20 protein-coding genes are annotated in these 22,331 nt (G+C 65.4%); 12 read left to right on the forward strand and 8 right to left on the reverse strand.

From position 1 onward, the window contains the following. The first annotated feature begins 206 nt into the window (after window positions 1-206). Window positions 207-1,247, forward strand: a complete 1,041-nt coding sequence (locus ACIQXM_RS12630) for an NAD(P)-dependent alcohol dehydrogenase (protein ID WP_400931979.1) — start codon at window positions 207-209, stop codon at window positions 1,245-1,247. Window positions 1,248-1,342: 95 nt separating this feature from the next. On the opposite strand, the gene ACIQXM_RS12635 is transcribed toward ACIQXM_RS12630, so the two are convergent. From ACIQXM_RS12635 to ACIQXM_RS12645, 3 genes are all read right to left on the reverse strand, one after another. Beyond that, window positions 1,343-1,885 (reverse strand): TetR/AcrR family transcriptional regulator, encoded by a 543-nt coding sequence (locus ACIQXM_RS12635; RefSeq protein WP_400931981.1) that lies wholly within the window; start codon window positions 1,883-1,885, stop codon window positions 1,343-1,345. A gap of 91 nt (window positions 1,886-1,976) precedes the next feature. Then, window positions 1,977-3,200, reverse strand: coding sequence for a saccharopine dehydrogenase family protein (locus tag ACIQXM_RS12640; protein WP_400931983.1), 1,224 nt, complete (start codon window positions 3,198-3,200; stop codon window positions 1,977-1,979). Between the two features lie 58 nt (window positions 3,201-3,258). Then, complete coding sequence (locus ACIQXM_RS12645; RefSeq protein ID WP_400931984.1) at window positions 3,259-4,761, reverse strand: APC family permease; 1,503 nt, start codon at window positions 4,759-4,761, stop codon at window positions 3,259-3,261. A gap of 209 nt (window positions 4,762-4,970) precedes the next feature. On the opposite strand from ACIQXM_RS12645, the gene ACIQXM_RS12650 reads away from it, so the two are divergent. Next, entirely contained in the window at window positions 4,971-5,117 is a 147-nt protein-coding gene (locus ACIQXM_RS12650; protein WP_400931986.1) for a hypothetical protein, read from the forward strand. Window positions 5,118-5,241: 124 nt separating this feature from the next. On the opposite strand, the gene ACIQXM_RS12655 is transcribed toward ACIQXM_RS12650, so the two are convergent. The 4 genes from ACIQXM_RS12655 to ACIQXM_RS12670 all read right to left on the reverse strand — a co-directional run bounded on the left by ACIQXM_RS12655 (window position 5,242) and on the right by ACIQXM_RS12670 (window position 7,793). Beyond that, window positions 5,242-5,715 (reverse strand): HAAS signaling domain-containing protein, encoded by a 474-nt coding sequence (locus ACIQXM_RS12655; RefSeq protein ID WP_400931988.1) that lies wholly within the window; start codon window positions 5,713-5,715, stop codon window positions 5,242-5,244. Beyond that, window positions 5,712-6,053: a PadR family transcriptional regulator gene (locus ACIQXM_RS12660; protein ID WP_400931990.1), complete on the reverse strand. Its 342-nt coding sequence runs from the start codon at window positions 6,051-6,053 to the stop codon at window positions 5,712-5,714. The genes ACIQXM_RS12655 and ACIQXM_RS12660 overlap by 4 nt, the downstream gene beginning before the upstream one ends. Before the next feature lie 268 nt (window positions 6,054-6,321). Next, window positions 6,322-6,966 (reverse strand): TIGR03085 family metal-binding protein, encoded by a 645-nt coding sequence (locus tag ACIQXM_RS12665; protein ID WP_400931992.1) that lies wholly within the window; start codon window positions 6,964-6,966, stop codon window positions 6,322-6,324. Between the two features lie 89 nt (window positions 6,967-7,055). Beyond that, window positions 7,056-7,793, reverse strand: coding sequence for an SDR family oxidoreductase (locus tag ACIQXM_RS12670; RefSeq protein WP_400931994.1), 738 nt, complete (start codon window positions 7,791-7,793; stop codon window positions 7,056-7,058). 174 nt (window positions 7,794-7,967) lie between these two features. Here ACIQXM_RS12670 and hisI point away from each other — a divergent pair, with 174 nt between their 5' ends. From hisI to ACIQXM_RS12720, 10 genes are all read left to right on the forward strand, one after another. After that, window positions 7,968-8,369 (forward strand): phosphoribosyl-AMP cyclohydrolase, encoded by a 402-nt coding sequence (gene hisI, locus ACIQXM_RS12675; RefSeq protein WP_400931996.1) that lies wholly within the window; start codon window positions 7,968-7,970, stop codon window positions 8,367-8,369. A gap of 18 nt (window positions 8,370-8,387) precedes the next feature. Continuing rightward, window positions 8,388-10,007, forward strand: coding sequence for an anthranilate synthase component I (locus ACIQXM_RS12680; protein ID WP_400931998.1), 1,620 nt, complete (start codon window positions 8,388-8,390; stop codon window positions 10,005-10,007). 32 nt (window positions 10,008-10,039) lie between these two features. Then, the gene (locus tag ACIQXM_RS12685; RefSeq protein WP_400932000.1) at window positions 10,040-10,744 is read left to right on the forward strand and encodes a Trp biosynthesis-associated membrane protein; all 705 of its coding nucleotides are present in this window, start codon (window positions 10,040-10,042) and stop codon (window positions 10,742-10,744) included. A gap of 116 nt (window positions 10,745-10,860) precedes the next feature. Further along, on the forward strand, window positions 10,861-11,154 hold the full coding sequence (locus ACIQXM_RS12690; RefSeq protein WP_400932002.1) for an HGxxPAAW family protein: 294 nt from the start codon (window positions 10,861-10,863) through the stop codon (window positions 11,152-11,154). Next, entirely contained in the window at window positions 11,155-11,988 is an 834-nt protein-coding gene (trpC, locus tag ACIQXM_RS12695) for an indole-3-glycerol phosphate synthase TrpC (protein WP_400932004.1), read from the forward strand. It abuts the gene before it with no gap. A 79-nt stretch (window positions 11,989-12,067) separates the two neighbouring features. Continuing rightward, window positions 12,068-13,486, forward strand: coding sequence for a tryptophan synthase subunit beta (gene trpB, locus ACIQXM_RS12700; protein WP_400932006.1), 1,419 nt, complete (start codon window positions 12,068-12,070; stop codon window positions 13,484-13,486). Further along, a complete protein-coding gene (gene trpA, locus ACIQXM_RS12705; RefSeq protein WP_400932008.1) occupies window positions 13,483-14,316 on the forward strand; it encodes a tryptophan synthase subunit alpha in 834 nt (277 codons plus the stop codon). Before trpB ends, trpA begins: the two co-directional genes overlap by 4 nt. After that, window positions 14,316-15,356, forward strand: a complete 1,041-nt coding sequence (lgt, locus tag ACIQXM_RS12710; protein ID WP_400932010.1) for a prolipoprotein diacylglyceryl transferase — start codon at window positions 14,316-14,318, stop codon at window positions 15,354-15,356. The genes trpA and lgt overlap by 1 nt, the downstream gene beginning before the upstream one ends. 190 nt (window positions 15,357-15,546) lie before the next feature. Then, complete coding sequence (gene gltB / locus ACIQXM_RS12715) at window positions 15,547-20,145, forward strand: glutamate synthase large subunit (RefSeq protein WP_400932012.1); 4,599 nt, start codon at window positions 15,547-15,549, stop codon at window positions 20,143-20,145. Further along, entirely contained in the window at window positions 20,138-21,595 is a 1,458-nt protein-coding gene (locus ACIQXM_RS12720; protein WP_400932013.1) for a glutamate synthase subunit beta, read from the forward strand. Before gltB ends, ACIQXM_RS12720 begins: the two co-directional genes overlap by 8 nt. An 85-nt stretch (window positions 21,596-21,680) precedes the next feature. Here ACIQXM_RS12720 and ACIQXM_RS12725 read toward each other — a convergent pair whose 3' ends face one another. Further along, complete coding sequence (locus ACIQXM_RS12725; protein ID WP_400932015.1) at window positions 21,681-22,310, reverse strand: TetR/AcrR family transcriptional regulator; 630 nt, start codon at window positions 22,308-22,310, stop codon at window positions 21,681-21,683. Window positions 22,311-22,331 lie beyond the last annotated feature (21 nt).

The following is a 22,331-nucleotide window of genomic DNA, read 5'->3' on the forward strand; positions in this document are numbered from 1 at the left end:
CGATTTATCTTCCGCCCCCCCCGATTGGGGAGTAGGTGTCCTTCCCAGCGCTGGGAAGGACACCTACTGCCATCTCGCGGGGCATGATGCTGGCCAAGGCGTGGCGTCATTGGCATGAATCGGCGCTCCGGGAAATAAATCACGACGGTGCCGACTTGTGCTTTAAGTGCCCTCCGGCACTGTTTTCCCCCACAGCATGGAGATATATGTCTACCGCACGCGCTTATGCCGCCACCTCGCCCACCGATGACCTGGTTCCCACCACCATCGAACGGCGCGACGTCGGCGCCCATGACGTCCTGATCGACATCGCCTACGCCGGTGTCTGCCACTCTGACATCCACACCGTCCGCGGCGAATGGGGCCAGATCAAGTACCCGCAGGTGGTGGGCCACGAAATCGTGGGCACCGTTGCCGAGGTTGGCGCCGAAGTTACCCGCCACAAGGTTGGCGACCGCGTGGGCGTTGGCTGCATGGTCAACTCCTGCCGCGAGTGCGAGAACTGCAAGGCCGGCATGGAAAATTACTGCCTCAAGGGCAACACCGGAACCTACACCAGTGTGGACCGCGACGGCAGCATCACCCAGGGCGGGTACTCCACGTCCATCGTGGTGGTTGAGGACTTCGTTCTCAGCGTTCCCGAGAGCATCCCGTACGAAGCAGCCGCCCCGCTGCTCTGCGCCGGCATCACCACCTACTCGCCCCTGGCCCACTGGAACGCGGGCCCGGGCAAGAAGGTTGCCGTCGTCGGCATGGGCGGACTCGGCCACATGGCCGTCAAGATCGCCGCCGCGATGGGCGCCGAAGTGACCGTGCTGTCACAGTCGCTGAACAAGCAGGAAGACGGCCTGCGTTTCGGTGCCGAGCACTACTACGCGACGAGCGACGCCGGCACCTTCGAGAAGCTGGCCAACACCTTTGACCTGATCATCAACACGGTCAGCGCTCCGGTGGACATGCAGCAGTACCTGTCGCTGCTGCGCCTGGACGGGACCATCGTCAACGTGGGCGCTCCGCCCGAGCCCCTGCCGATCTCCGTGTTCAGCCTCATGGGCAACCGCCGTTCCTTTGCCTCCTCCGGCATCGGCAGCATCGGCGAAACCCAGGAAATGCTGGACTTCTGCGCCGAGCACAACATCGCGCCGGAGATTGAACTGATCGACGCCGCCGAAATCAACACCGCCTACTCGCGCGTGCTGAAGTCCGACGTGCGCTACCGCTTCGTCATCGACGCGTCGACCATCTAACCCTTTAGCCGGCGGTATTCAGCCGGCAGGAAAAAGGCACCCCGCCGTTTGGCGGGGTGCCTTTTGCGTTTGGCTCACCCTTGGCGGAAGCGTACTCAGGCTGCCGGTTGGCGGTTCACCAGCAGCGCAACCAGTTCGTCCAGGGTGCCCTCGCCCATGAATCCGTCGCGGGCACCGCGGGTAATGTCCAGGTGGTAGCTGAGCCCGTCACCGGCCAGCAGCGCCAGCTTGGCCAGCGCGGGATCTCCCAGCGCTTCCACCAGCAGGGCATACCAGCGGTCGCGTCCGGAGCGCAGGACCTGGGCGGCTTCTTCATTCCCGCTCTGAGCCAGGCGCGTTGCAGCCACCACCATGCGTTCCAACGGGGATGCTTCGTCCAGCGACGAGGCCAGGTAATAGTGCACTGCGCGTTCGGGCGCCTGCGCCATGGCTGCGACGTCGTCATCGATCAGGGTGCGCAGCCGGCTGACGAGCCCGGCATCCAGGGCCTGCCGTGAGGGAAAGTGATGCAGCAGCCCGGCCTTGGACAGCCCGCAGTGGCGGGCGGTTGCCTCGATGGTCGCGTCGTGGAGTCCCTGTTCGGAAAGCAACGCGACGTAGGAATCGATGATGTTGTCCTGCTTGCTGCCTGTGGTCATTTACAGTGGTTCTCCGGAAATAAAAGCGGCGGCGCACCCCTCGGGTTGCGGAGGAAGTGCGCCGCCGACGCTCAGGTTCTGCTGGTCTGGTCTACTTCTCGACGATACCCCACGCCGATCCGTAGCCTGCGGGCTCTTCGGCAGCCAGAAGCTCCAGGAAAGGCTTCGCGTCGAAGGCCTCGGGGCCCAAAACGCCGGCGCCCTTCCAGACGCCGTCGGCCAGCAGTTCCAGGGCGATCACCGGGTTGATGGCGGTCTGCCAGACCACTGCCTGCGAATCGTCGCGCTTCATGGTCTCTTCATTGTCCGCCACATGGTAGAGGTAGCGTGAGCCCTTCGAGCCGTCCTTCAGGACACCGCTCACCAGGACACCGGCGCAGGTTTTGCCCTTCATGAGGGGGCCCAGGGAAGCGGGATCCGGAAGGCAGGCGGCGACGACGTCGCGCGGGGACACCTGCTGGCCGCGCACGGTGACGGGTTCGGTGGAGTCCAGGCCCAGCTTGTGCAGGGTCCGCAGCACCTCGATGAATTCGTTGCCCAGTCCGTACTTGAAGTCCACCCGCTTGGCGTCGATCCAGCGCGGCATCAGGGACACTTCTTCGTGTTCAACGTTCACGCATTCAACTTCGCCGATTCCCTCGGGGAATTCGAAGGTAATGGGATCCGAGAACGGTTCCGCGGCAAACCAGCCGCCCTTGTCCTTATCGAAGAGCACCGGGGGATTGAGGCATTCCTCAATAGTGGTCCAAATGGAGAAGGAGGGGGCAAAGTCGTAGCCCTCGACGGTGAGGTTGGCCCCGTCCCGCACGCTGATTTCTTCGATTTCGTCGAACAGTTCGTCGGCGGCATAGCGCGCGAGGACATCGGAGAGCCCGGGCTCCACGCCAATGCCCACCAACGCCAGCTGTTCGTCCTGCGCCCACTGGTCGGCGACGGCGAACTGGTCGTCACCCAGCATGACGTGGGTCTTGGTGAAGGGCTCTTCTGCATGCCGGACGGACAGGCTCATGGCCATGTCCAGGTAGGTTACCCCGGCGGTTTTGCAGGCGTTGAAGATCGGCATGACAAAGCGGGGATCGACGGCGTTGAGCACGTGCGTGGCCTTGCTGGACGAAATAAGTTCCACCAGGCTTTCCTCGCTGGAGGCATCCACCTGGGCGGCGCTGTACCGGGGATCTCCGATGGTTCCGACCAGTGCTTCCGGGCGGGAGGCGTCGTAGTCCGCGATGGTCATCCGGTCGAAGAAGGGACGGCGGGAGGCGATGCGGGCTGCGGCGGATCCAACGCCGCCGGCGCCGATGATGAGAATATGCATGATTCCTTGCTTTCCTTGGATAGGGATATGGAGTGGGGGATTGCGGGTTGGAAGGTGCTTAGTGCTCGGGGACCAGAACGGGGGTGTCTGCGTTGAGCGACCGGCCCTCAAAGTAGTCCCGTGCCGCCGGCCTCCGTGACCAGACGGCCATCACGGCAAGGCCTGCGGCGAGGGAGCCGACGCCCATGACAAAGGTGCCGCTCACTCCCAGCACGGTGGTGGTCCCGTATTCCGGATCCAGCATGCTGACCGCGGAGAAGAGGAACACTGCGGTCATCATCAGTCCGCCAATGAGCGGCATGGCGAAGCGCAGGGTGAAGTTCCGTGCGGACGAGAACAAGCTGGAGCGGAAGTACCAGATGCAGGCAAAAGAGGTAATGGCGTAATACATGGCCACCGCCAATGAAGTGCTTTCAATGGTGTCGGCCAGAATGTCGCCGGAGATGATCGTCATTCCCACGTAAAAGACCAGGGAGGCTGCTCCGGTGAACACGGTGGAATAGCTGGGGGTTTTGTACAGGCTGCTGATGGAGGCAAAGCTCTTGGGCAGCGCTCCGTACACACCCATGGCCAGGGTGCCGCGGGCGGTGGGCAGGATTGTCGTCTGGCAGGTGGCCAGTGCGGAAACCGCGACGGCGAAGACCAGCAACCAGCCCCAGGAACCCAGGGCGTCGGTGCGCAGTGCAAAGAAGACGTCTTCGGCGCCGTCGGGATTCGCCAACCCCTTGCCTTCGGTTCCTACTCCGGCAAACAGCATGGCCAGAACGGTGATTCCGATATAAGTGACCAGCAGCATGACGGTTGACAGCAGTGCCGCGAAACCCGGCGTGGTGCGCGGGTTTTTTGTCTCTTCCGCCAGCGCCAGGCAGGTGTCCCAGCCCCAATAGATGAAAATGGCAATCAGTACGCCCTGAATGAATCCCGCAGGATTGTCGGTCGCGAAGGGATTGAACCAGTCCCAGGAGAATTCCATGCCCAGGGTTGGCGCAGCAGCAACAGCGAAGTAAAGACCAAAGCAAAACGCGATGATTGCTGCATATTGGAGGGCCATCAGCAGGTACTGCGTCCAGGCGCCGGTCTCGACATCGCGGTAGGAAATCCAGGTCATCACCACGATGATGACGGCACCGAATGATGTGACCAGAACTTTGTTCTGGGCGATCGAGCCGTCACCTATCAGGAGCAGGAGGTACTTGGAGGCAACCTCTGTCTGGCTGGCCATCACGATGACACCCGCCACCATGACGCCCCATCCGGCCATCCAGCCCGTTCTGGGGCCAAAGGCCTTGGTTCCCCAGGTGAACGCCGTGCCGCTGTCCGGAATTGCAGTGTTCAGTTCGCGGTACGCGAATGCTGTCAGGCACATCGGGATGAAGGCTGCGATCAGGGCTGCGGGTGCCTGGGCACCGGCGGCCATCACTATGAATCCCAGGGTGGCGGCAAGGGAATAGAGCGGAGCGGTGGAGGCCAGCCCGATCACCGTCGAAGGCAGCAGCCCCAGCTTTCCGGAGGCCAGTCCTTTGCCGCCGTGGTCCAGCGCAGCGGTCGGTCGGCTTTGCATGGAACTAGCCATCAATCCCCCCAATTTTCTGTCTCGTCCGTAAAGCCGACCAACTGGTCGGTCGGGAACATCCTGACCGAATATGCAGAGTGAGTCAAGTCACGTTGGGGTGCGGGGAAGGGCGGGAAGCGTGAGCGGTCATCCCGGGGGCGGAAATCAGCAGGATGGTGTCCTGTGCGCTTGGCCAAGTTCCCGGCGATTTTGGGCTGGTGCTTAGCACCGAAGGGTGGGTCCCGGTGGATGAGGTGCTCTCTGCCCCGCGCCGGTTGGGGGAGAAGCGTGCATCAGTTGGCGAAGCGATGCTTCATGCGGTGCTGGACGCCGCAGTTATCGGGGCCCTGGAGGCGGGTGACTGATTATTCCCCCACGCCTCGAGCTTGGAGGGATCTGTGGCGCGGAACTTTCCGCCTGACCCACAGGTGGCGGCAACCCGCTGAAAGAACGACATCGGGCGGGCTGCTCCCGGCAGCCCGCCCGATGTTAGTTGAAGGGGATGAAGCGTTGGATGAAGAGAATAAAGAAGAGTGCGACGGCAATGCCGGTCACCCATGCGGCACCCTTTTGCAGTGAGCGGCTCCCGGCATGGCGGCGCAGCCTCACGGTTGCCCAGATGAGCATTGCGATGGAGAGTACCGGGAAAAGGAAGTAGATGAAGCCAACAATGGAACCCACGATCAGCCAAATGTCCGCCCAGGGGCGAGGTGCGGCGGGTGCGGCAAAAGCAGGGGGCGCGGGAGTGGCGGCGGCAGCAATTTGCTCAACGGGTCCGAAGTCGGCGATGACGCGTTCTGCCGTCTCCTCTGAAGCTCCGAACTGGTTCAGCATTTCGACAGCATCCTCGCGCATGGCCTGGATTGTCTCGGCACGCTCCCGCGGATCAGCACCGATCAGTGCCCGGTCAAGGTCGGCAAAGTATGTCTCCAGCAGTGCCGGCAGCGGTTCAGTGGTGTTCATGAGGCTTCCTTAATCATGGTTGTAACGTCCGAGGCGAACAGGTTCCACGTCTGGGTGAAGACCTGCAATGCGTTCTCGCCCTCCTCGGTGAGGTGGTAATACCGGCGGGGCGGTCCAACCGGTGACGGCTCCAGCGTGGTGGTGACCCACCCCTGCTGCCGCAGTCGGGAAAGCAGCGGATAGAGGGTGCCTCCGCTGGCAAACAACACTTTCCCGTCCCCCAGGCGCTCGGCAATCTCAAGCCCATAGGCGGCCCCGGAGCGCAGGCAGGCGAGAACGCAATAGTCCACGGTTCCCTTGCGGAGCTGGGTTAGAACGGATTCAGTGGACGGTGTCATGCACTGCACGCTACCGGTAACTTGCAGTACATGCAACCAGTTTTTCACTGGGACTGATATTCACCGGATGGATGCCCCCGGAAGGTTGGGGCGTGAATCAGAGGCAGGCGTGAACTGCGTGCCCGTGCCGAAGGTCAGGGGGATGCGGCAGGTCAGCAGGACGTAAGGATGTCGCAGCTCCGGCGCCCGAGCAGCAAGGGGATTCATCCGCTCAATGCGGAGGGTTCTCCCATCCCCGGCTGCAGTGGCGGCCGAAGGGACCGGGAGATTAGAGGCCTATCTCCGCGCTTTGCAGGAGTGCGACGGCGTCCGGCTGGCCCTCGAACATCACGAGCGCCTGCTTGGTTCGGCCGTGGGCATGCATCAGCAGTTCACCCGGCTCGCCGACGATGGCTACGGACACGGGGGCACGCTTGGCCACATGCCGCGGTCCGTCCGGACGGACCAGCACAATGCCCAGGTCCACGCCCCGGTACAGCAGGGCGGCACGCTTGATGAGGTCCGCCCACAGGGCGTCCGAGTATTCGGCGTCCAGGGCGCGCGGTGCCCAGCGGTCGCCGGCGCGGCGGACGTCTTCGGTGTGGATGAAGTACTCGGTGAGGTTGGCGCTGTTGTCCACGGCGCCCAGGCGCATGGGGGACAGACGCGGGGGTCCGGAGCGGAAGGCCCGGACCAGTTTGGCGTAACCCTCCACGGTGTTCGCCTGCGCCGTGGTCTCCTCCATGGCCCGGTCCGTCTTCGCAGCAAAGGGCTTCAGGAAGAATCCCAGTGCGGCGGCGGGTTTATGCTCCCGAAGGTACAGGTGGGCGGCAAGGTCTTTGGTCAGCCAGCCTTCACACAAAGTGGGTGCTTGAGGGCCGGCCGCAAGCAACGTTTCGGCCAGGACTTCACGGGAGGGCTGTACAAATCGCATCACTGCTGAAACTAGCACGTTAAGAACCGTTTGGCTTGGGTGGCAGGCTGTGCCGCCGGCATCAGCGCTAAAGGTTTGCCCGCGGCGGGTCAGTGCTGCTGGTTGCTCGGCCTGACAACAATCTCATTGACGGCCATCCGCCGCGGCTGGGCCAGGATAAAGACGATGACGCCGGCTATGTCTTCGGGGGTGACGGTGATGTGTGAATACAGTTCTTCGGTGGATTCGCGTGCCGCGGAGTCCGTGATGTGGGTGGGCAGATCAGTGGCCACATATCCCGGCTCAACCACCGTCACCCGGACATCGGGCAGCAGCTCCTGCCGCATGCAGTCAGAGAAGCCGATCAGTCCCCACTTGGTGGCCGCGTACACGGCTGCTCCGGGCCGCGCCGTGCGGCCGGCTACTGAAGACATATTGATGAGGTCGCCGCCGCCGTCGCGCAGCTGGTCCAAAAACACCTCGGTAGCTGTGATGGCACCCAGCAGGTTTATCCCGATCATGTTCCGGTAGTCGTTATCGCGGTCCGGGCCAAACGCGCCAAGGAGCATGACGCCGGCATTGTTGACCAGGACGTCGGTGCCGCCAAGTTCGCTTTTCACCCGCTGGGCGGCCGCCTGAAGGGCGGCACGGCTGGTGACGTCCGCCTCGATGGCTACGGCGCCTTCACCGAGTTCCGCAGCGAGGCTGTTAAGGCGGTCCAGCCGCCGGGCAAGCAGCGCCACCCGGTATCCTGCGGCATGCAGAGCCCTGGCTGTTGCTGCGCCTATGCCTGATGAAGCCCCGGTAATCACGGCCACGGGGCCGGCAGGTGAGGGTGAAGTGGTCATGGCGGGGTCCTTCCCGGCTGATCTGGTATCCCGGCGCGGCGGCCTTCCTTCCACGGTAGCGGCGCGGTTTGCGCCCCATAAGCTCCGGTGTCCAAAGCGGCATGGAAAGCTCCATGAACAGCGCGGGAGGTTCACGGCGAACGCTCGGCGGCCGCACCCACTAGAATCGATACGATGTCTCCTTCACTTTCTTCTTCCGAATTCCCGCCGGTATCCGGCCTGGACCCTGCTATCAGCGCCGCCCTGAAGCGCGACCCGGCCGGGCTGGTGGCCGCCGTCGTCCAGCAGCATGACACCGGTGAGGTGCTGATGCTCGGCTGGATGGACGACGAGGCGCTGCACCGCACCCTGACCACCGGCCGCGTGACCTTCTGGTCACGCTCGCGGGAAGAGTACTGGCGCAAGGGCGACACGTCCGGACACGTCCAGTGGGTCAAGTCGGTGGCACTGGACTGCGACGGCGATGCCCTGCTGGTCCGCGTGGACCAGGTGGGCGCCGCGTGCCACACCGGAACCCGCACCTGCTTTGACGGACGGGACCTGCCGGTCCTGGCCGCGACCGACGCTCCCAGCTGACACGGAAAGAAAACATACATGCAGGATCTTGGAGTAATCCGTCCCGGCCTCGAGGAATTCCGGGCGCTCGCCGCTGAGCACCGGGTCGTTCCGGTGCATATGAGCGTGCTGGCCGACGCCCACACGCCCATCGGCATCTACCGCAAGCTCACCGCCGGCGCGCCCGGAACCTTCCTGATGGAATCCGCAGCCGCCGGCGGCGTCTGGTCCCGCTACTCCTTTATCGGTGCTTCCTCCCGCGCCACCCTCACCACGCACGACGGCGGAACCCACTGGCTCGGCGAGCCGCCGGCCGGGGTGCCGGTGGACGGAAACCCCGTGGAAGCCGTAGCCCGCACCATCGAACTGCTGAAAACCGAACGGCTGGACGGCGTGCCTCCCTTCACCTCGGGACTGGTGGGATTTGTCGGCTGGGAAACCGTGCGGCACTGGGAGAAACTGCCCAACCCTCCCGTCGATGACCTGGACCTGCCCGAGCTGGCCATGAACCTGGTTTCGGACATGGCCATCCATGACAACTCGAACGGCACCGTCATGCTGGTGGCCAACGCCATTAACATGGACGGCTCCGACGAACGCGTGGATGAGGCCTGGCACGACGCCGTCGCCCGGGTGGAATCGATGCTGCAGCGGCTGGCCGAACCCACCCCGCAGCCGGTCTCCGTCCTGCGCGGCGGCACCGTGGACACCTCCACCCTCACCGACGGCGTCAAAGAATCCTGGCCCAAGCCCGACTACACCAAGGCGGTGCAGCGGGGCAAGGAAGCCATTGTGGACGGCGAAGTGTTCCAGGTGGTCATTTCCCGCCGCTTTGAACTGGATTGCGCTTCGGACGCGCTGGATGTGTACCGCGTCCTGCGCAACACCAATCCGAGTCCGTACATGTACCTGTTCAACTTCGAGGACTCGCGCGGCAATCCGTTCGCCGTCGTCGGCTCCTCGCCCGAAGCGCTGGTGACGGTCACGGGCAGCGAAGTCATTACCCATCCGATCGCCGGATCACGGCCGCGCGGAAAGACCACGGAACTGGACCGGGGACTGGCTGATGAACTGCTGGCGGATGAGAAGGAACGCGCCGAACACCTGATGCTGGTGGACCTGGCCCGCAACGACCTTTCCAAAGTGTGTGTTCCCGGCAGCGTGGACGTCACCCAGTTCATGGAGGTGGAGCGCTTCAGCCACATCATGCACCTGGTCTCCACGGTGGTGGGCGAACTCGCACCGCAGCGCAGCGCCTACGACGTGCTCGCCGCAACCTTCCCGGCGGGGACCCTGTCCGGTGCTCCCAAGCCGCGCGCCCTGCGCCTGCTGGACGAGCTGGAACCGCACCGCCGCGGCATCTACGGCGGAGTGGTGGGCTATCTGGACTTCGCCGGGGACATGGACATGGCCATCGCCATCCGGTCCGCGCTGCTGCGGGGCGGCAAAGCCTTTGTCCAGGCCGGCGGCGGAATCGTTGCGGACTCCGACCTCGAAGCCGAGGCGCAGGAAACCGTCAACAAGGCAGCGGCACCATTGCGTGCGGCGCTGATCGCCGGAAGCCTGGAAACCGTCAGCGCCACCGAGCAGCTGAGCAGCACCGAGCAGTTCAGCGGCGCAGCGCAGTTCACCAGCACCGAGCAGTTCTCCAAATCATAGAAGTTCCACCTCTCAGAGCAGGAAGTACCGCAGTGAGCACACCCACCAAACGGTGGCAGCGCAAGGGAACCGTCATTATGGCGGCGGTGCTTTTCGGCATCGCGGCCTTTGCCACCACCACGCGCACCTGGCTGGATGTCCAGCTGCCCCGCACAGCCGTCCAGACCCCGGACCTGGCCGTTTCGGGGTCCGACGCAGCAACGGCAGTCACCGCCTTCGCCGTCGTCGCCATCACCGCCGGCCTGGCGGCCTCCATCGCCGGACCGGTGGCCCGCTGGATTGTCAGCGTCATTCTCCTCATCTCCGGCGCAGGCATTGCGGCGGCCAGCTGGACGGTCATCAACGACCCGGCACAGGGTGCGTCCGGCGCCATCGGGCAGGCCATCGGTGTCAGCGGATCCGACAACACGGTCATCACGCTGACCGCCATGCCGTGGGCCGCTTTGGTCTGCGGAATCCTGGTTGCGCTCACCGGCGTCTGGCTGGCCGTGGCCGGCCGCAGCTGGAAGTCCTCGCGCCGCTACGCACCGGCACCGGCTGCGGCGGCGGAATCCGCCAACGCGCAGGGCGGTTCGAGGACCGCAGGCCAGGAGGCAACGGCGGGGGAGGGCACGACGGCGTCGTCCGCAGCGGCCGCTGACAACGCAGCTGACAGCGATGCAGGCCCCGAACCCGTGGATGAGATCGACAGCTGGGACCGGCTGACCCGCGGGGATGACCCCACCAACTACCGCTGATTTTTATTTCGCCGGCTCCGGCACAACGCCGGGCGCACCGAAGCACCGCAATATGTGAAAGAGTTTCCGCCAGTCAATGGCAGAATGGAAACTGATTCGTCTAGAGGAGATTTACCATGAGCTCAAACGCCACCAGCAGCAACGTTGACACCAAGCCGGAAAATGAAGCCGAGCGTCACGCCAGCATCCACGATGAGACCATCGGTCACGGCAACACCCCCGCAGCCTGGACCTGCGTCCTGATCATGATCGTCGGCGCCGCGGTATCCTGCATCGCCTTCATCGCCGCCAGCACCCTGTGGTTCTGCGTCGGCCTGGGCGTCATGGTCGTGGGCCTCCTTGTCGGTTTTGTCATGAAGAAGGCCGGCTACGGCGTAGGCGGCTCCAAGCTTTCCAACAGCGGACACTAAATGACTGTCCTGGACGACATCATCGCCGGCGTCGCCGAGGACCTTGAGGCACGCCGGCGGTCGGTTCCGCTGGAACAGATGCGGGAGCGTGCCCGTGCGGCCGCTCCCGCCCTGGACGCCTTTGCCGCCCTGGGCGGCTATGACTCTCCCCGCGGGGAGCTGCGCGTCATTGCCGAGGTCAAGCGCAGCAGCCCGTCAAAGGGCGCCCTCGCTGAAATTGCCGACCCCGCGTCACTGGCCGCCAGCTATGAGACGGGCGGCGCGGCCGTCATTAGCGTGCTCACCGAACAGCGCCGCTTCGGCGGATCCCTGGCGGACTTCGACGCCGTCCGCGCCGCAGTGGATATTCCGCTGCTGCGCAAGGACTTCACCGTTGATGAGTACCAAATCTGGGAAGCCCGGGCCCACGGCGCGGACCTGGTGCTGCTGATCGTTGCAGCACTGGACGACGCACAGCTCAAGGACTTCCTGGCGCTCACCCACGAGCTGGGCATGAATGCCCTGGTGGAAACGCACACCGCTCAGGAAGTTGAACGCGCCGTCGCGGCCCGCGCCAGCATCATCGGCGTGAACGTGCGCAACCTGAAAACCCTGGACGTGGATCGTTCGGTCTTCGCGCCGCTGGCCGGCAGCATCCCCGCCGCAGCGCTCGTGATCGCTGAATCGGGCGTCCGGGACGCATCCGACGTCGAGCAGTACGCTGCGGACGGCGCCAATGCCGTCCTGGTGGGCGAGGCACTGGTGCGCCACAACGATCCGGCTGCCACCATAGCCGAGTTCACCCGTATCGGCCGAGAGGCCATTGCCGCCCGCAGCAGTTCCGGCAGAAGCTGACGGCAGGAACAGACAAAGCACCATCTTCCCTGTCCGGGCGGTCCGCCGCCCGGACCAAAGCAGGACAGGAACCAGCCCCATGACCGGGAACCCGGATATGACAGGCGCGGCACAGAGCAACGCCGCGGCACCAGCACCCGCCACTGACACCGCGCCCGCGGACGACGCCCAGCGCGCCGCGGCCGGAACCGTCACGGAGGAGGTGGCCGAGGCCTTCCTGAACGTGCACGGCTCGCTGCGCCATGCCGCCGGCCCCTACTTTGGCGAGTACGGCGGGCGATGGATGCCTGAATCCCTGATTGCCGCCCTGGATGAGCTGGAAGACACCTTCGAGAAGGCCAAGGCCGACCCGGAGTTCCGCGCCCAGATTGCGGACCTGAACAAGAACTACTCGGGCCGCCCGTCACTGCTGACCGAGGCGAAGCGCTTTGCGCAGCACGCCGGCGGAGTGCGGATCTTCCTCAAGCGCGAAGACCTGAACCACACCGGATCCCACAAGATCAACAACGTCCTGGGCCAGGCACTGCTGGCCAAGCGGATGGGTAAGACCCGCATCATCGCCGAGACCGGCGCCGGCCAGCACGGCGTGGCCAGCGCCACCGCGGCCGCCCTGCTGGGCCTGGAGTGCGTGGTGTACATGGGGGCCGAGGACTGCCGCCGGCAGGCCCTGAACGTGGCCCGGATGGAACTGCTTGGCGCCACCGTCATCCCGGTCACGCACGGTTCCGCCACGCTGAAGGATGCCATCAACGAAGCGCTGCGTGACTGGGTCGCCAACGTGGACAACACGCACTACCTGCTGGGCACCGCCGCCGGAGCGCACCCCTTCCCGGCCATGGTCCGCTACTTCCACGAAGTCATCGGCGAGGAGGCCCGGGCCCAGATCCTGGAACAGACCGGCCGGCTGCCCGACGCCGTGTGCGCCTGCATCGGCGGCGGCTCCAACGCCATCGGCATTTTCCACGGCTTCCTGGATGACGCGTCGGTGAAGATCTACGGCTTCGAAGCCGGCGGCGACGGCGTGGAAACCGGCCGGCACGCGGCCACCATCACCCTGGGCCGCCCCGGCGTGCTGCACGGCGCCCGCTCCTACCTGATGCAGGATGAAGACGGGCAGACCGTGGAATCGCACTCCATCTCCGCCGGTCTTGACTACCCGGGCGTCGGCCCGGAGCACTCCTACCTCTCGGACATCGGCCGGGTATCCTATGAGCCCATCACCGACAGCGAGGCGATGGACGCCTTCCAGCTGCTGTGCCGCACCGAGGGCATCATCCCCGCCATCGAGTCCGCGCACGCACTGGCCGGTGCCATCAAGGTGGGCCAGCGGATTGCCGCTGAAGCGGCCGACGGCGGCGCAGACGTGTCCGAGAAGATCGTGCTGGTGAACCTGTCCGGCCGCGGGGACAAGGACGTGGCAACAGCCGCGGAATGGTTCAACCTGCTGGATGACAAGTCAGCCGAAGCAGAACTCGGCAAAGAGGGAGAGCAGCTGTGAGCACCGCAGTGGACAACACATCCGGAGCCGGCACCACCGCTGCCAGCAAGTCGGCGGCGGCCATTGACCGCGCCGCCGCGGACGGCCGTGCCGCCCTGATCGGTTACCTGCCCGCGGGCTACCCCACGGTGCAGGAAACCATCGACGCCGGTATTGCACTGGCGCGCAACGGTGCAGACCTGATCGAAATCGGCATTCCGTACTCGGATCCGGTCATGGACGGCCACGTCATCCAAGCCGCCACCACCGAAGCGCTGGCCTCCGGTTTCCGTGTCAGCCAGGTGTTCGACGTCGTTGCCGGCATCACTGCCGCCACCGACGCCGCCGTGCTGGTCATGACGTACTGGAATCCCGTGGTCCGCATGGGCGTGGACGAATTCGCCCGCCGGCTGGCAGAAGCCGGGGGAGCGGGCTTGATTACTCCGGACCTCGTCCCCGATGAAGCGTCCGCATGGATGGCAGCCTCGGACAAGTACGGCCTGGACCGGGTATTCCTCGTGGCTCCCTCCTCCACTCCTGAACGGATGAAGAGCACCGTGGCAGCCAGCCGCGGTTTTGTCTACGCGGTGTCCATCATGGGCGTCACCGGCGCCCGCACCTCGGTGAGCAGTGCCGCCAAGGACGTAGTCTCCGCCGCCCGTGCAGCGGGTGCGCAGCGGGTCTGTGTGGGCCTGGGCGTCTCCAACTCCGGCCATGTCAGGGAAATCGGAGCCTACGCCGACGGCGTCATTGTGGGCACGGCCCTGGTGGCCGCGCTGCGCGACGGCGGCGTTCCCGCCGTGGCGGACCTGACCCGTGAACTGAGCACCGGAACCCGAAAGAGCAGCTAATGAACCTGATGTCCGTGACGGCTCCGGCCAGCATCCCCAGCCCGTCCGCGGACTTCAGCAGTTTTTCGCTGGGGCCGCTCACCATCCACGCCTACGCGCTGTGCATCCTGGCCGGCATCATCCTGGCCCTGTGGATGACCTCCGTACGCTGGAAGCGACGCGGACTTCCCGAAGAAGCCGTCTGGGACATCGCCATCTGGGCCATTCCCTTCGGCATTATCGGCGGGCGGCTCTACCACGTCATCTCGTCTCCGGACGCCTATTTTGGCGCGGACGGGGACCTGTCCCTGATCCCGCAGATCTGGCGCGGCGGGCTGGGCATCTGGGGCGCCGTCGCCCTGGGCGGATTTGGCGCCTGGATTGGCTGCCGGCGCGCCGGGATCAAGCTTTCCGCCTTTGCCGACGCAGGCGCCCCCGGGCTGCTGCTGGCGCAGGCCGTGGGCCGCTGGGGCAACTGGTTCAACCAGGAGCTCTTCGGCGGGCCCACCGACGCGCCCTGGGGCCTGGAAATCGACCCCAACAACGCCAACTTCCCCTCAGGGACGGCCCCGGGCACCCTGTTCCATCCCACGTTCCTCTACGAGTCCCTGTGGAACCTGGCCGGCGTGGTCCTGCTGCTGGCCCTGGACAAGCGGTTCCGGCTGCGCGGCGGACGCCTGTTCTGGATTTATGCCGCGTTCTACACCCTGGGACGGCTGTGGATCGAGCTCCTGCGCATTGACGACGCCGAAATGATTACGTTCCTCGGCGTCACACAACGGCTCAATGTGTGGACCAGTATTCTGATCTTCCTCTTCTCCGTGGGCATGTTCATTTTCCTCACAATCCGCGCCGGTAAAGGGCACAGTGGGTCCCTCTACCTGTCCGGACATGAGCCGGCAACCGTGGCAGCCGAAGACGGCGCAGATAACAACACTGAAACGGAACCGCAGGATTCCGGATCCGGCCCGTCCGGCAAGCAGCCGCGTGCTAATCTCGCAGAGACAAAAAACGAGGACATCGATTCTCGTCAGCCCGGAAACCCGGGCACTGCAAAGTAGCACCGGTCCGGATTACCCTCCCGGCGGGTGCTTCTGCCACGTTGATGTGGCCGCCCGGGAGGGTTCAGGGGAACCACCCCGCACTTCTCTCCCGCGGCGAACCGAAACACCGCGGAGCGCTTAGGCCTGCCGCCGTGGGGCCAGCGTTGTCCCCTCCCAGCTCTCAATCAGGGGGAAGGACTTACCTCTCATGACTGAACCGTTTCCGCCCGGCGAAGCAGACGCTTCTTCTGTGCTCTCGCCCTTCACCCGCTTCGCCAACTTCCCGGCGGATTCCGGGCTGTACCGGGCCGAGAATGAAAAGGACGCCTGCGGCCTGGCCGTCATTGCCACCCTTCGCGGAGAACCCGGGCACGACATTGTTGATGCCGCGCTGACCGCCCTGCGCAACCTCGAGCACCGCGGTGCCGTGGGTGCTGATGAAGGCACCGGCGACGGTGCCGGGCTGCTCACCCAGGTGCCGGATGAATTCTTTCGGGCCGTGACGTCCTTTGACCTTCCCCCCGCCGGCGCCTACGCCGTCGGCACCGCTTTCCTGCCCACCGAGGGACGGGAGCAGGACACCGCCCGTGCCGGCGTGGAAGCCATGGCGGAGTCCGAGGGGCTCACCGTCCTGGGCTGGCGCGAAGTTCCCGTGGTGGCGGATCTGGTGGGCGCCATGTCCCGGGCCTGCATGCCGCACTTTGCCCAGGTTTTCCTGGCACCGGCCGACGGCGACGCCTCCGACCTGGATGCCCGCGCCTTCCGCGTGCGCAAGCGGTCGCAGAACAAGTTCGGCGTCTACTTCCCCTCGCTGTCCTCCAAGACCATGGTCTACAAGGGCATGCTCACCACCGCGCAGCTGGAGCCGTTCTACCCGGACCTGTCGGATCCGCGCTTCAAGACGAAGCTGGGCATTGTCCATTCCCGGTTTTCCACCAACACCTTCCCGTCCTGGCCGCTGGCCCAGCCGTTCCGCACCATTGCGCACAACGGCGAGATCAACACGGTCAAGGGCAACCGCAACTGGATGCGTGCCCGGCAGTCCCAGCTGAAGAGCCCGCTGTTGGGGGAGACGCCGGAAGAGCTGTTCCCCATCTGCACCCCCGGGGCCTCGGACTCGGCGTCCTTTGACGAGGTTGCCGAGCTGCTGATGCTCTCCGGCCGGCCGATCACCCACGCCATCATGATGATGATTCCCGAAGCCTGGGAAAACCACGCCACCATGGATCCGGCCCGGCGTGCCTTCTACCAGTACCACTCCACGCTGATGGAACCGTGGGACGGTCCCGCTGCAGTGTCCTTTACCGACGGCACGTCCGTGGGCGCGGTCCTGGACCGCAACGGCCTGCGCCCGGCCCGTTACTGGGTGACCGAGGACGGACTGGTGGTGCTCGCTTCTGAAGTGGGCGTGGTGGACATTGATCCGGCGAAGGTGGTCCGCAAGGGCCGGGTTTCCCCGGGCAAGATGTTCCTGGTGGACACCGAAGCCGGCCGCCTGATCGAGGACGCGGAAATCAAGGCGGAAATGGCCGCCGCCAACCCGTGGGCGCAGTGGGTGAAGGAAAACCAGGTTTCCCTGGAAGATCTGCCCGAGCGCGAACACGTGCTGCACACCAAGGCGTCCATCAACCGCCGCCAGCGGACCTTCGGCTACACGCAGGAAGAACTGCGCATCCTGCTGGGCCCGATGGCCCGAACCGGCGCCGAACCCCTGGGTGCGATGGGCTCGGACACGCCGATCGCGGTGCTCTCACAGCGCCCGCGGCTGCTCTTCGACTACTTTGTGCAGTCCTTTGCCCAGGTCACCAATCCGCCCCTGGATTCCATCCGCGAGGAACTGGTGACCTCCATGCGTGCCTCCATTGGACCGGTGGGCAACCTGCTGGCCGCCGGCCAGGTCCGCACCCACCAGGTGGCCCTGAACTTCCCGGTCATCAACAATGACCAGCTGGCCAAGATCGCCAAACTGACCAACGCCGACGGCGAAAAGATCGCACTCAAGGTCCGCGGGCTGTACCGGCCGCAGGGCGGCGAAGCGGAACTGCGCGCCCGGCTGGCGGAAATCTGCGAGAAGGTGTCCGGCGCCGTGAACCGCGGCATCGAGTACATTGTCCTTTCGGACCGGGACTCCAGCGCGCAGTGGGCACCCATCCCGTCGCTGCTGCTGCTCTCCGCCGTGCATCACCACCTGCTCAAGAGCGCCAACCGCACCAAGATCTCCCTGTTGGTGGAAGCCGGCGACGTCCGCGAAGTCCACCATGTTGCAGTGCTCATGGGCTACGGCGCCTCGGCAGTCAACCCGTACCTGGCCATGGAAAGCTGCGAGGAACTGGTCCGCAACGGGGACATCACCGGTGTCACCCGTGAAGAAGCGGTAGCCAACCTGATCAAGGGCCTGGGCAAGGGCGTCCTGAAGATCATGTCCAAAATGGGCATCTCCACAGTCGCTTCCTACTGCGGAGCCCAGACGTTCGAGGCCCTGGGCCTGGGCCAGGAACTGGTGGATGAGTTCTTCCACGGCACCCAGACCCAGCTCGGCGGCGTCGGCCTGGATGTCATCGCGGCGGAGGCTGCCGCCCGGCACGCCAGCGCTTACCCCGACGACGAAATCGAGGATCCGCACCGCCCGCTGGACAACGGGGGCGAGTACCAGTGGCGCCGCGAAGGGCCGCCGCACCTGTTCAACCCGGAGACCGTGTTCAGGCTCCAGCACGCCACCCGGGAACGCCGTTATGACGTGTTCAAGGCCTACACCACGGGAGTGGATGACCAGTCCCGGAACCTCATGACCCTGCGCGGACTGCTGGACTTCCGCGTCGGAGAGCGGCCCGCTGTTCCGCTGGAAGAAGTGGAACCGGTGTCGAGCATCGTCAAGCGCTTCTCCACCGGTGCCATGAGCTACGGCTCCATCTCGCAGGAAGCCCACGAGACACTGGCCATTGCCATGAACCGGCTCGGCGGCAAGTCCAACACCGGTGAGGGCGGCGAAGACCCGGAGCGGCTGCTGGATCCGGAGCGCCGGTCCGCCATCAAGCAGGTGGCCTCGGGCCGCTTCGGCGTCACCAGCCTGTACCTCACCAATGCCCAGGACATCCAGATCAAGATGGCCCAGGGCGCCAAGCCCGGCGAGGGCGGGCAACTGATGGCGCAGAAGGTGTACCCGTGGGTGGCACGCACGCGGCACTCCACGCCCGGCGTCGGCCTCATTTCTCCGCCGCCGCACCACGACATCTACTCCATTGAGGACCTTGCCCAGCTGATCTACGACCTCAAGCGCTCCAACCCGAGTGCCCGGGTCCACGTCAAGCTGGTGTCGGAAGCCGGAATCGGAACCGTGGCGGCAGGCGTGACGAAGGCCAAGGCCGACGTCGTTCTCGTCTCCGGGCACGACGGCGGCACCGGTGCCTCGCCGCTGAACTCGCTCAAGCACGCCGGCGCGCCCTGGGAACTCGGCCTCGCCGAAACCCAGCAGACCCTGATGCTCAACGGCCTGCGGGACCGCGTGGTGGTGCAGGTGGACGGCCAGCTCAAAACCGGCCGCGACGTTGTCATTGCCGCGCTGCTCGGCGGCGAGGAATTCGGCTTCGCCACCGCTCCGCTGGTGGTCTCCGGCTGCGTCATGATGCGCGTGTGCCATCTGGACACCTGTCCGGTGGGCGTGGCGACGCAGAACCCCGAGCTGCGGGCCCGGTTCTCCGGCAAGCCCGAATTCGTGGTCAACTTCTTCGAATTCCTGGCCGAGGAAGTCCGTGAAATCCTGGCCGAACTTGGCTTCCGCTCACTCGAGGAAGCCATTGGCCACACTGAGCTGCTGGACACCAAGGCCGCGGTGGACCATTGGAAGGCCGACGGGCTGGACCTGGAGCCGATCCTGCGCGGCGCCGACGTCGTGGAACCCGGGACGCCCATGCGCAGCATGGTGAAGCAGAACCATGACCTGGATTCGCACTTCGACAACAAGCTGATCGAGATGAGTGCCGACGCCCTGGCGAACCGCAATCCGGTGCGCATCACGCTGGACGTGGTGAACACCGACCGCTCGGTGGGCACCATGCTCGGCCACACCGTCACCAAGACCTTCGGCATCGACACCCTTGCCCCGGACACCATCGACGTGACCCTGACCGGCCAGGCGGGGCAGTCACTGGGCGCGTTCCTGCCGGCCGGCATCACGCTGCGCCTGCTCGGGGACTCCAACGACTACGTGGGCAAGGGACTGTCCGGCGGACGGATCATCGTCCGCCCGGACCGGGCCAACGTCTTTGACGCCGCACACAACGTCATTGCCGGCAACGTCATCGGCTACGGGGCCACCAGCGGTGAAATGTTCCTGCGCGGCCAGGTGGGTGAACGCTTCCTGGTCCGCAACTCCGGTGCGACGGCGGTGGTCGAGGGAATCGGCGACCACGGCTGCGAATACATGACCGGGGGACAGGCCCTGATCCTGGGGCCCACGGGCCGGAACTTCGGCGCCGGGATGTCCGGCGGCACCGCCTACCTGCTGGATCTCCGCCCCGAACGGATCAACAAGGACTCGCTGGAAAAGGGCGAACTGCGCCTGGAATCCCTGGATGCCGAGGACGCGGACATTGTCCGCGGCCTGCTGATCCGGCACGTGGAGGAAACCGAATCGGTGCTGGCCGCCTCCCTGCTGGAGGATTTCGCCAACACCGCAGGGCGGATGACCAAGGTGCTGCCGCGTGACTTCGCTGCCGTACTGGACGCCCGTGCTTCCGCCGTCGAAGCGGGCCTTGACCCCGACGGCGCCGAAGCATGGACCAAGATCTTGGAGGTAACCGGTGGCTGACCCACGCGGATTCTTAAAAGTACGTGACCGCCAGACCCAGCCCCGCCGGCCCGTGCCGGTGCGCATCATGGACTGGAAAGAGGTGTATGAGGCCCAGGAGAAGGGCGTCCTGAAGGCTCAGGCCGGACGCTGCATGGACTGCGGCATTCCGTTCTGCCACCAGGGCTGCCCGCTGGGAAACCTCATCCCGGAGTGGAATGACCTGATGTGGCGGGACAAGGGACGCGAGGCCATTGAACGGCTGCACGCCACCAACAACTTCCCGGAGTTCACCGGACGGCTGTGCCCCGCACCGTGCGAAGCCTCCTGTGTGCTGGGCATCAACCAGCCGGCGGTGACCATCAAGCAGGTTGAGGTCTCAATCATCGACCAGGCCTTCGATGAAAACTGGGTGCACCCGCACGCACCCGAGCGGCTCACGGACAAGACCATCGCCGTCGTCGGCTCCGGTCCCGCAGGCCTGGCCGTGGCCCAGCAGCTCACCCGCGCCGGACACACGGTTGCCGTGTACGAACGGGACGACAAGATTGGCGGGCTGCTGCGCTATGGCATCCCGGACTTCAAAATGGAAAAACTGCAGGTGGACCGCCGGCTGGACCAGATGCGCGCCGAGGGCACCCGCTTCCGTACCGGCGTCGAGGTGGGACGGGACATCAGCTGGGAGCAGCTGCGCCGCCGGTATGACGCCGTGGTGGTAGCCACCGGCGCCACTGTGCCCCGTGATCTTCCCATTCCCGGCCGCGAGCTGTCCGGCGTGCACTTTGCCATGGAGTACCTGGTGCAGGCCAACCGGGCCGTGGCGGGGGAGCAGGTCCGGAACCCAATTTCCGCGGAGGGCAAGCACGTGGTCATCCTGGGCGGCGGAGACACCGGTGCCGATTGCCTGGGCACCGCGCACCGCCAGCAGGCGGCCTCCGTCACAACACTGGCCATCGGTCAGCAGCCGCCGGCTGAGCGTGCCGCGCATCAGCCGTGGCCGATGTATCCGACCCTGTTCGAGACTGCCAGTGCCCATGAGGAGGGCGGCGAACGGACCTACTTGGCCTCCACCGTTGAGTTTGTGGGCGAAAACGGGCGGCTCACCGGCGTGAAAATTGCCGAGACCGAGTTTGTGGACGGCCGCCGCGTCCCCAAGGCCGGAACCGAGCGGATCATTCCCGCGGACCTGGTGTTCCTTGCCCTTGGCTTCACCGGCCCGGAACCCGCCGGCCTGGCGGACCAGGTGCACACGGAGTTCGACGAGCGCTCCAACGTGGTGCGCGACGGCTACTACATGACCGGCACCCCGGGAATTTTTGCTGCCGGTGACGCCGGCCGCGGCCAGTCCCTGATTGTCTGGGCGATTGCCGAGGGCCGGGCCTGTGCCGCAGCCGTGGACCAGTGGCTGATGGGCTCCACCAGGCTCCCGGCACCTGTTGCACCGACGGACCGGGCCATCACTGCGCTGTAGGACTTTTGGCAGTTTTACCACTTCGCGGGGCCGGCGCCGAGGGATTCCACCCGGTGCCGGCCCCGCCGTTTGAGGGCCGCTGCTTTCAGCCGGGGGAGTCTGTTGAGCCCAGTGCGGCCAGGGCACGGACGGTGAGCGGCAGCAGTTCCTCGCCGTCGAGGCGCACCCAGTACTCCAGTGCCACGGTGGCTGCCGCCCACATGACCGCCACTTCCACGCGGGCCGCAAGTTCGTCCCCCGGGCCCAGTGTCCGCAGATACGTGGAGGTCATTTCTGCCAGGAGTGACTGGTTGTACTCGGCTGCGCTGGCCCGAAGGACGCGGTCCTCCCGCATCAGCCGCCGCAGCATGAGGTAGTCCCGGCGCCGGGGTTCGTAATCCTTTGCCGCCTGCAGCAGCGCCTGGTGCAGTGCATCCCGAGGCTCGGCGGTCTGGCTGCGGGCCTCAAAGTCCGCCTTCATGTTGTCCAGTGCCTGCCTGCTGGAATGGAACAGGGCAGCGTCCTTGGTGTCGAAATACCTAAAAAAAGAGCTGCGCGAAACTCCGGCTGTTTCCACGATCTGGTCCACGGTGACGGCAGCGAATCCGTTCCGCGAGAACAGCTCCCTGGCCGTCTTCAGGAGCAGGGCCTGGACCTGTGCCTTCTTGCGTTCCCTCAGGCCGGGAACCGGGGTGCCATCAGATAGGTCCTGCTGCTGCGACACGCTTCCCGACATAGTGCTCCTGACAATCGCTTG

It is taken from the genome of Arthrobacter sp. NPDC097144, from assembly GCF_044762205.1.
Lineage (GTDB): Bacteria > Actinomycetota > Actinomycetes > Actinomycetales > Micrococcaceae > Arthrobacter_B.

Bases quoted from the DNA above. Each gene is read 5' to 3' on its own strand.
- ACIQXM_RS12630 (WP_400931979.1), top strand. From the start codon at position 207: ATGTCTACCGCACGCGCTTATGCCGCCACCTCGCCCACCGATGACCTG.
- ACIQXM_RS12635 (WP_400931981.1), bottom strand. From the start codon at position 1,885: ATGACCACAGGCAGCAAGCAGGACAACATCATCGATTCCTACGTCGCG.
- ACIQXM_RS12640 (WP_400931983.1), bottom strand. From the start codon at position 3,200: ATGCATATTCTCATCATCGGCGCCGGCGGCGTTGGATCCGCCGCAGCC.
- ACIQXM_RS12645 (WP_400931984.1), bottom strand. From the start codon at position 4,761: ATGCAAAGCCGACCGACCGCTGCGCTGGACCACGGCGGCAAAGGACTG.
- ACIQXM_RS12655 (WP_400931988.1), bottom strand. From the start codon at position 5,715: ATGAACACCACTGAACCGCTGCCGGCACTGCTGGAGACATACTTTGCC.
- ACIQXM_RS12660 (WP_400931990.1), bottom strand. From the start codon at position 6,053: ATGACACCGTCCACTGAATCCGTTCTAACCCAGCTCCGCAAGGGAACC.
- ACIQXM_RS12665 (WP_400931992.1), bottom strand. From the start codon at position 6,966: ATGCGATTTGTACAGCCCTCCCGTGAAGTCCTGGCCGAAACGTTGCTT.
- ACIQXM_RS12670 (WP_400931994.1), bottom strand. From the start codon at position 7,793: ATGACCACTTCACCCTCACCTGCCGGCCCCGTGGCCGTGATTACCGGG.
- hisI (WP_400931996.1), top strand. From the start codon at position 7,968: ATGTCTCCTTCACTTTCTTCTTCCGAATTCCCGCCGGTATCCGGCCTG.
- ACIQXM_RS12680 (WP_400931998.1), top strand. From the start codon at position 8,388: ATGCAGGATCTTGGAGTAATCCGTCCCGGCCTCGAGGAATTCCGGGCG.
- ACIQXM_RS12690 (WP_400932002.1), top strand. From the start codon at position 10,861: ATGAGCTCAAACGCCACCAGCAGCAACGTTGACACCAAGCCGGAAAAT.
- trpC (WP_400932004.1), top strand. From the start codon at position 11,155: ATGACTGTCCTGGACGACATCATCGCCGGCGTCGCCGAGGACCTTGAG.
- trpB (WP_400932006.1), top strand. From the start codon at position 12,068: ATGACCGGGAACCCGGATATGACAGGCGCGGCACAGAGCAACGCCGCG.
- lgt (WP_400932010.1), top strand. From the start codon at position 14,316: ATGAACCTGATGTCCGTGACGGCTCCGGCCAGCATCCCCAGCCCGTCC.
- gltB (WP_400932012.1), top strand. From the start codon at position 15,547: ATGACTGAACCGTTTCCGCCCGGCGAAGCAGACGCTTCTTCTGTGCTC.
- ACIQXM_RS12725 (WP_400932015.1), bottom strand. From the start codon at position 22,310: ATGTCGGGAAGCGTGTCGCAGCAGCAGGACCTATCTGATGGCACCCCG.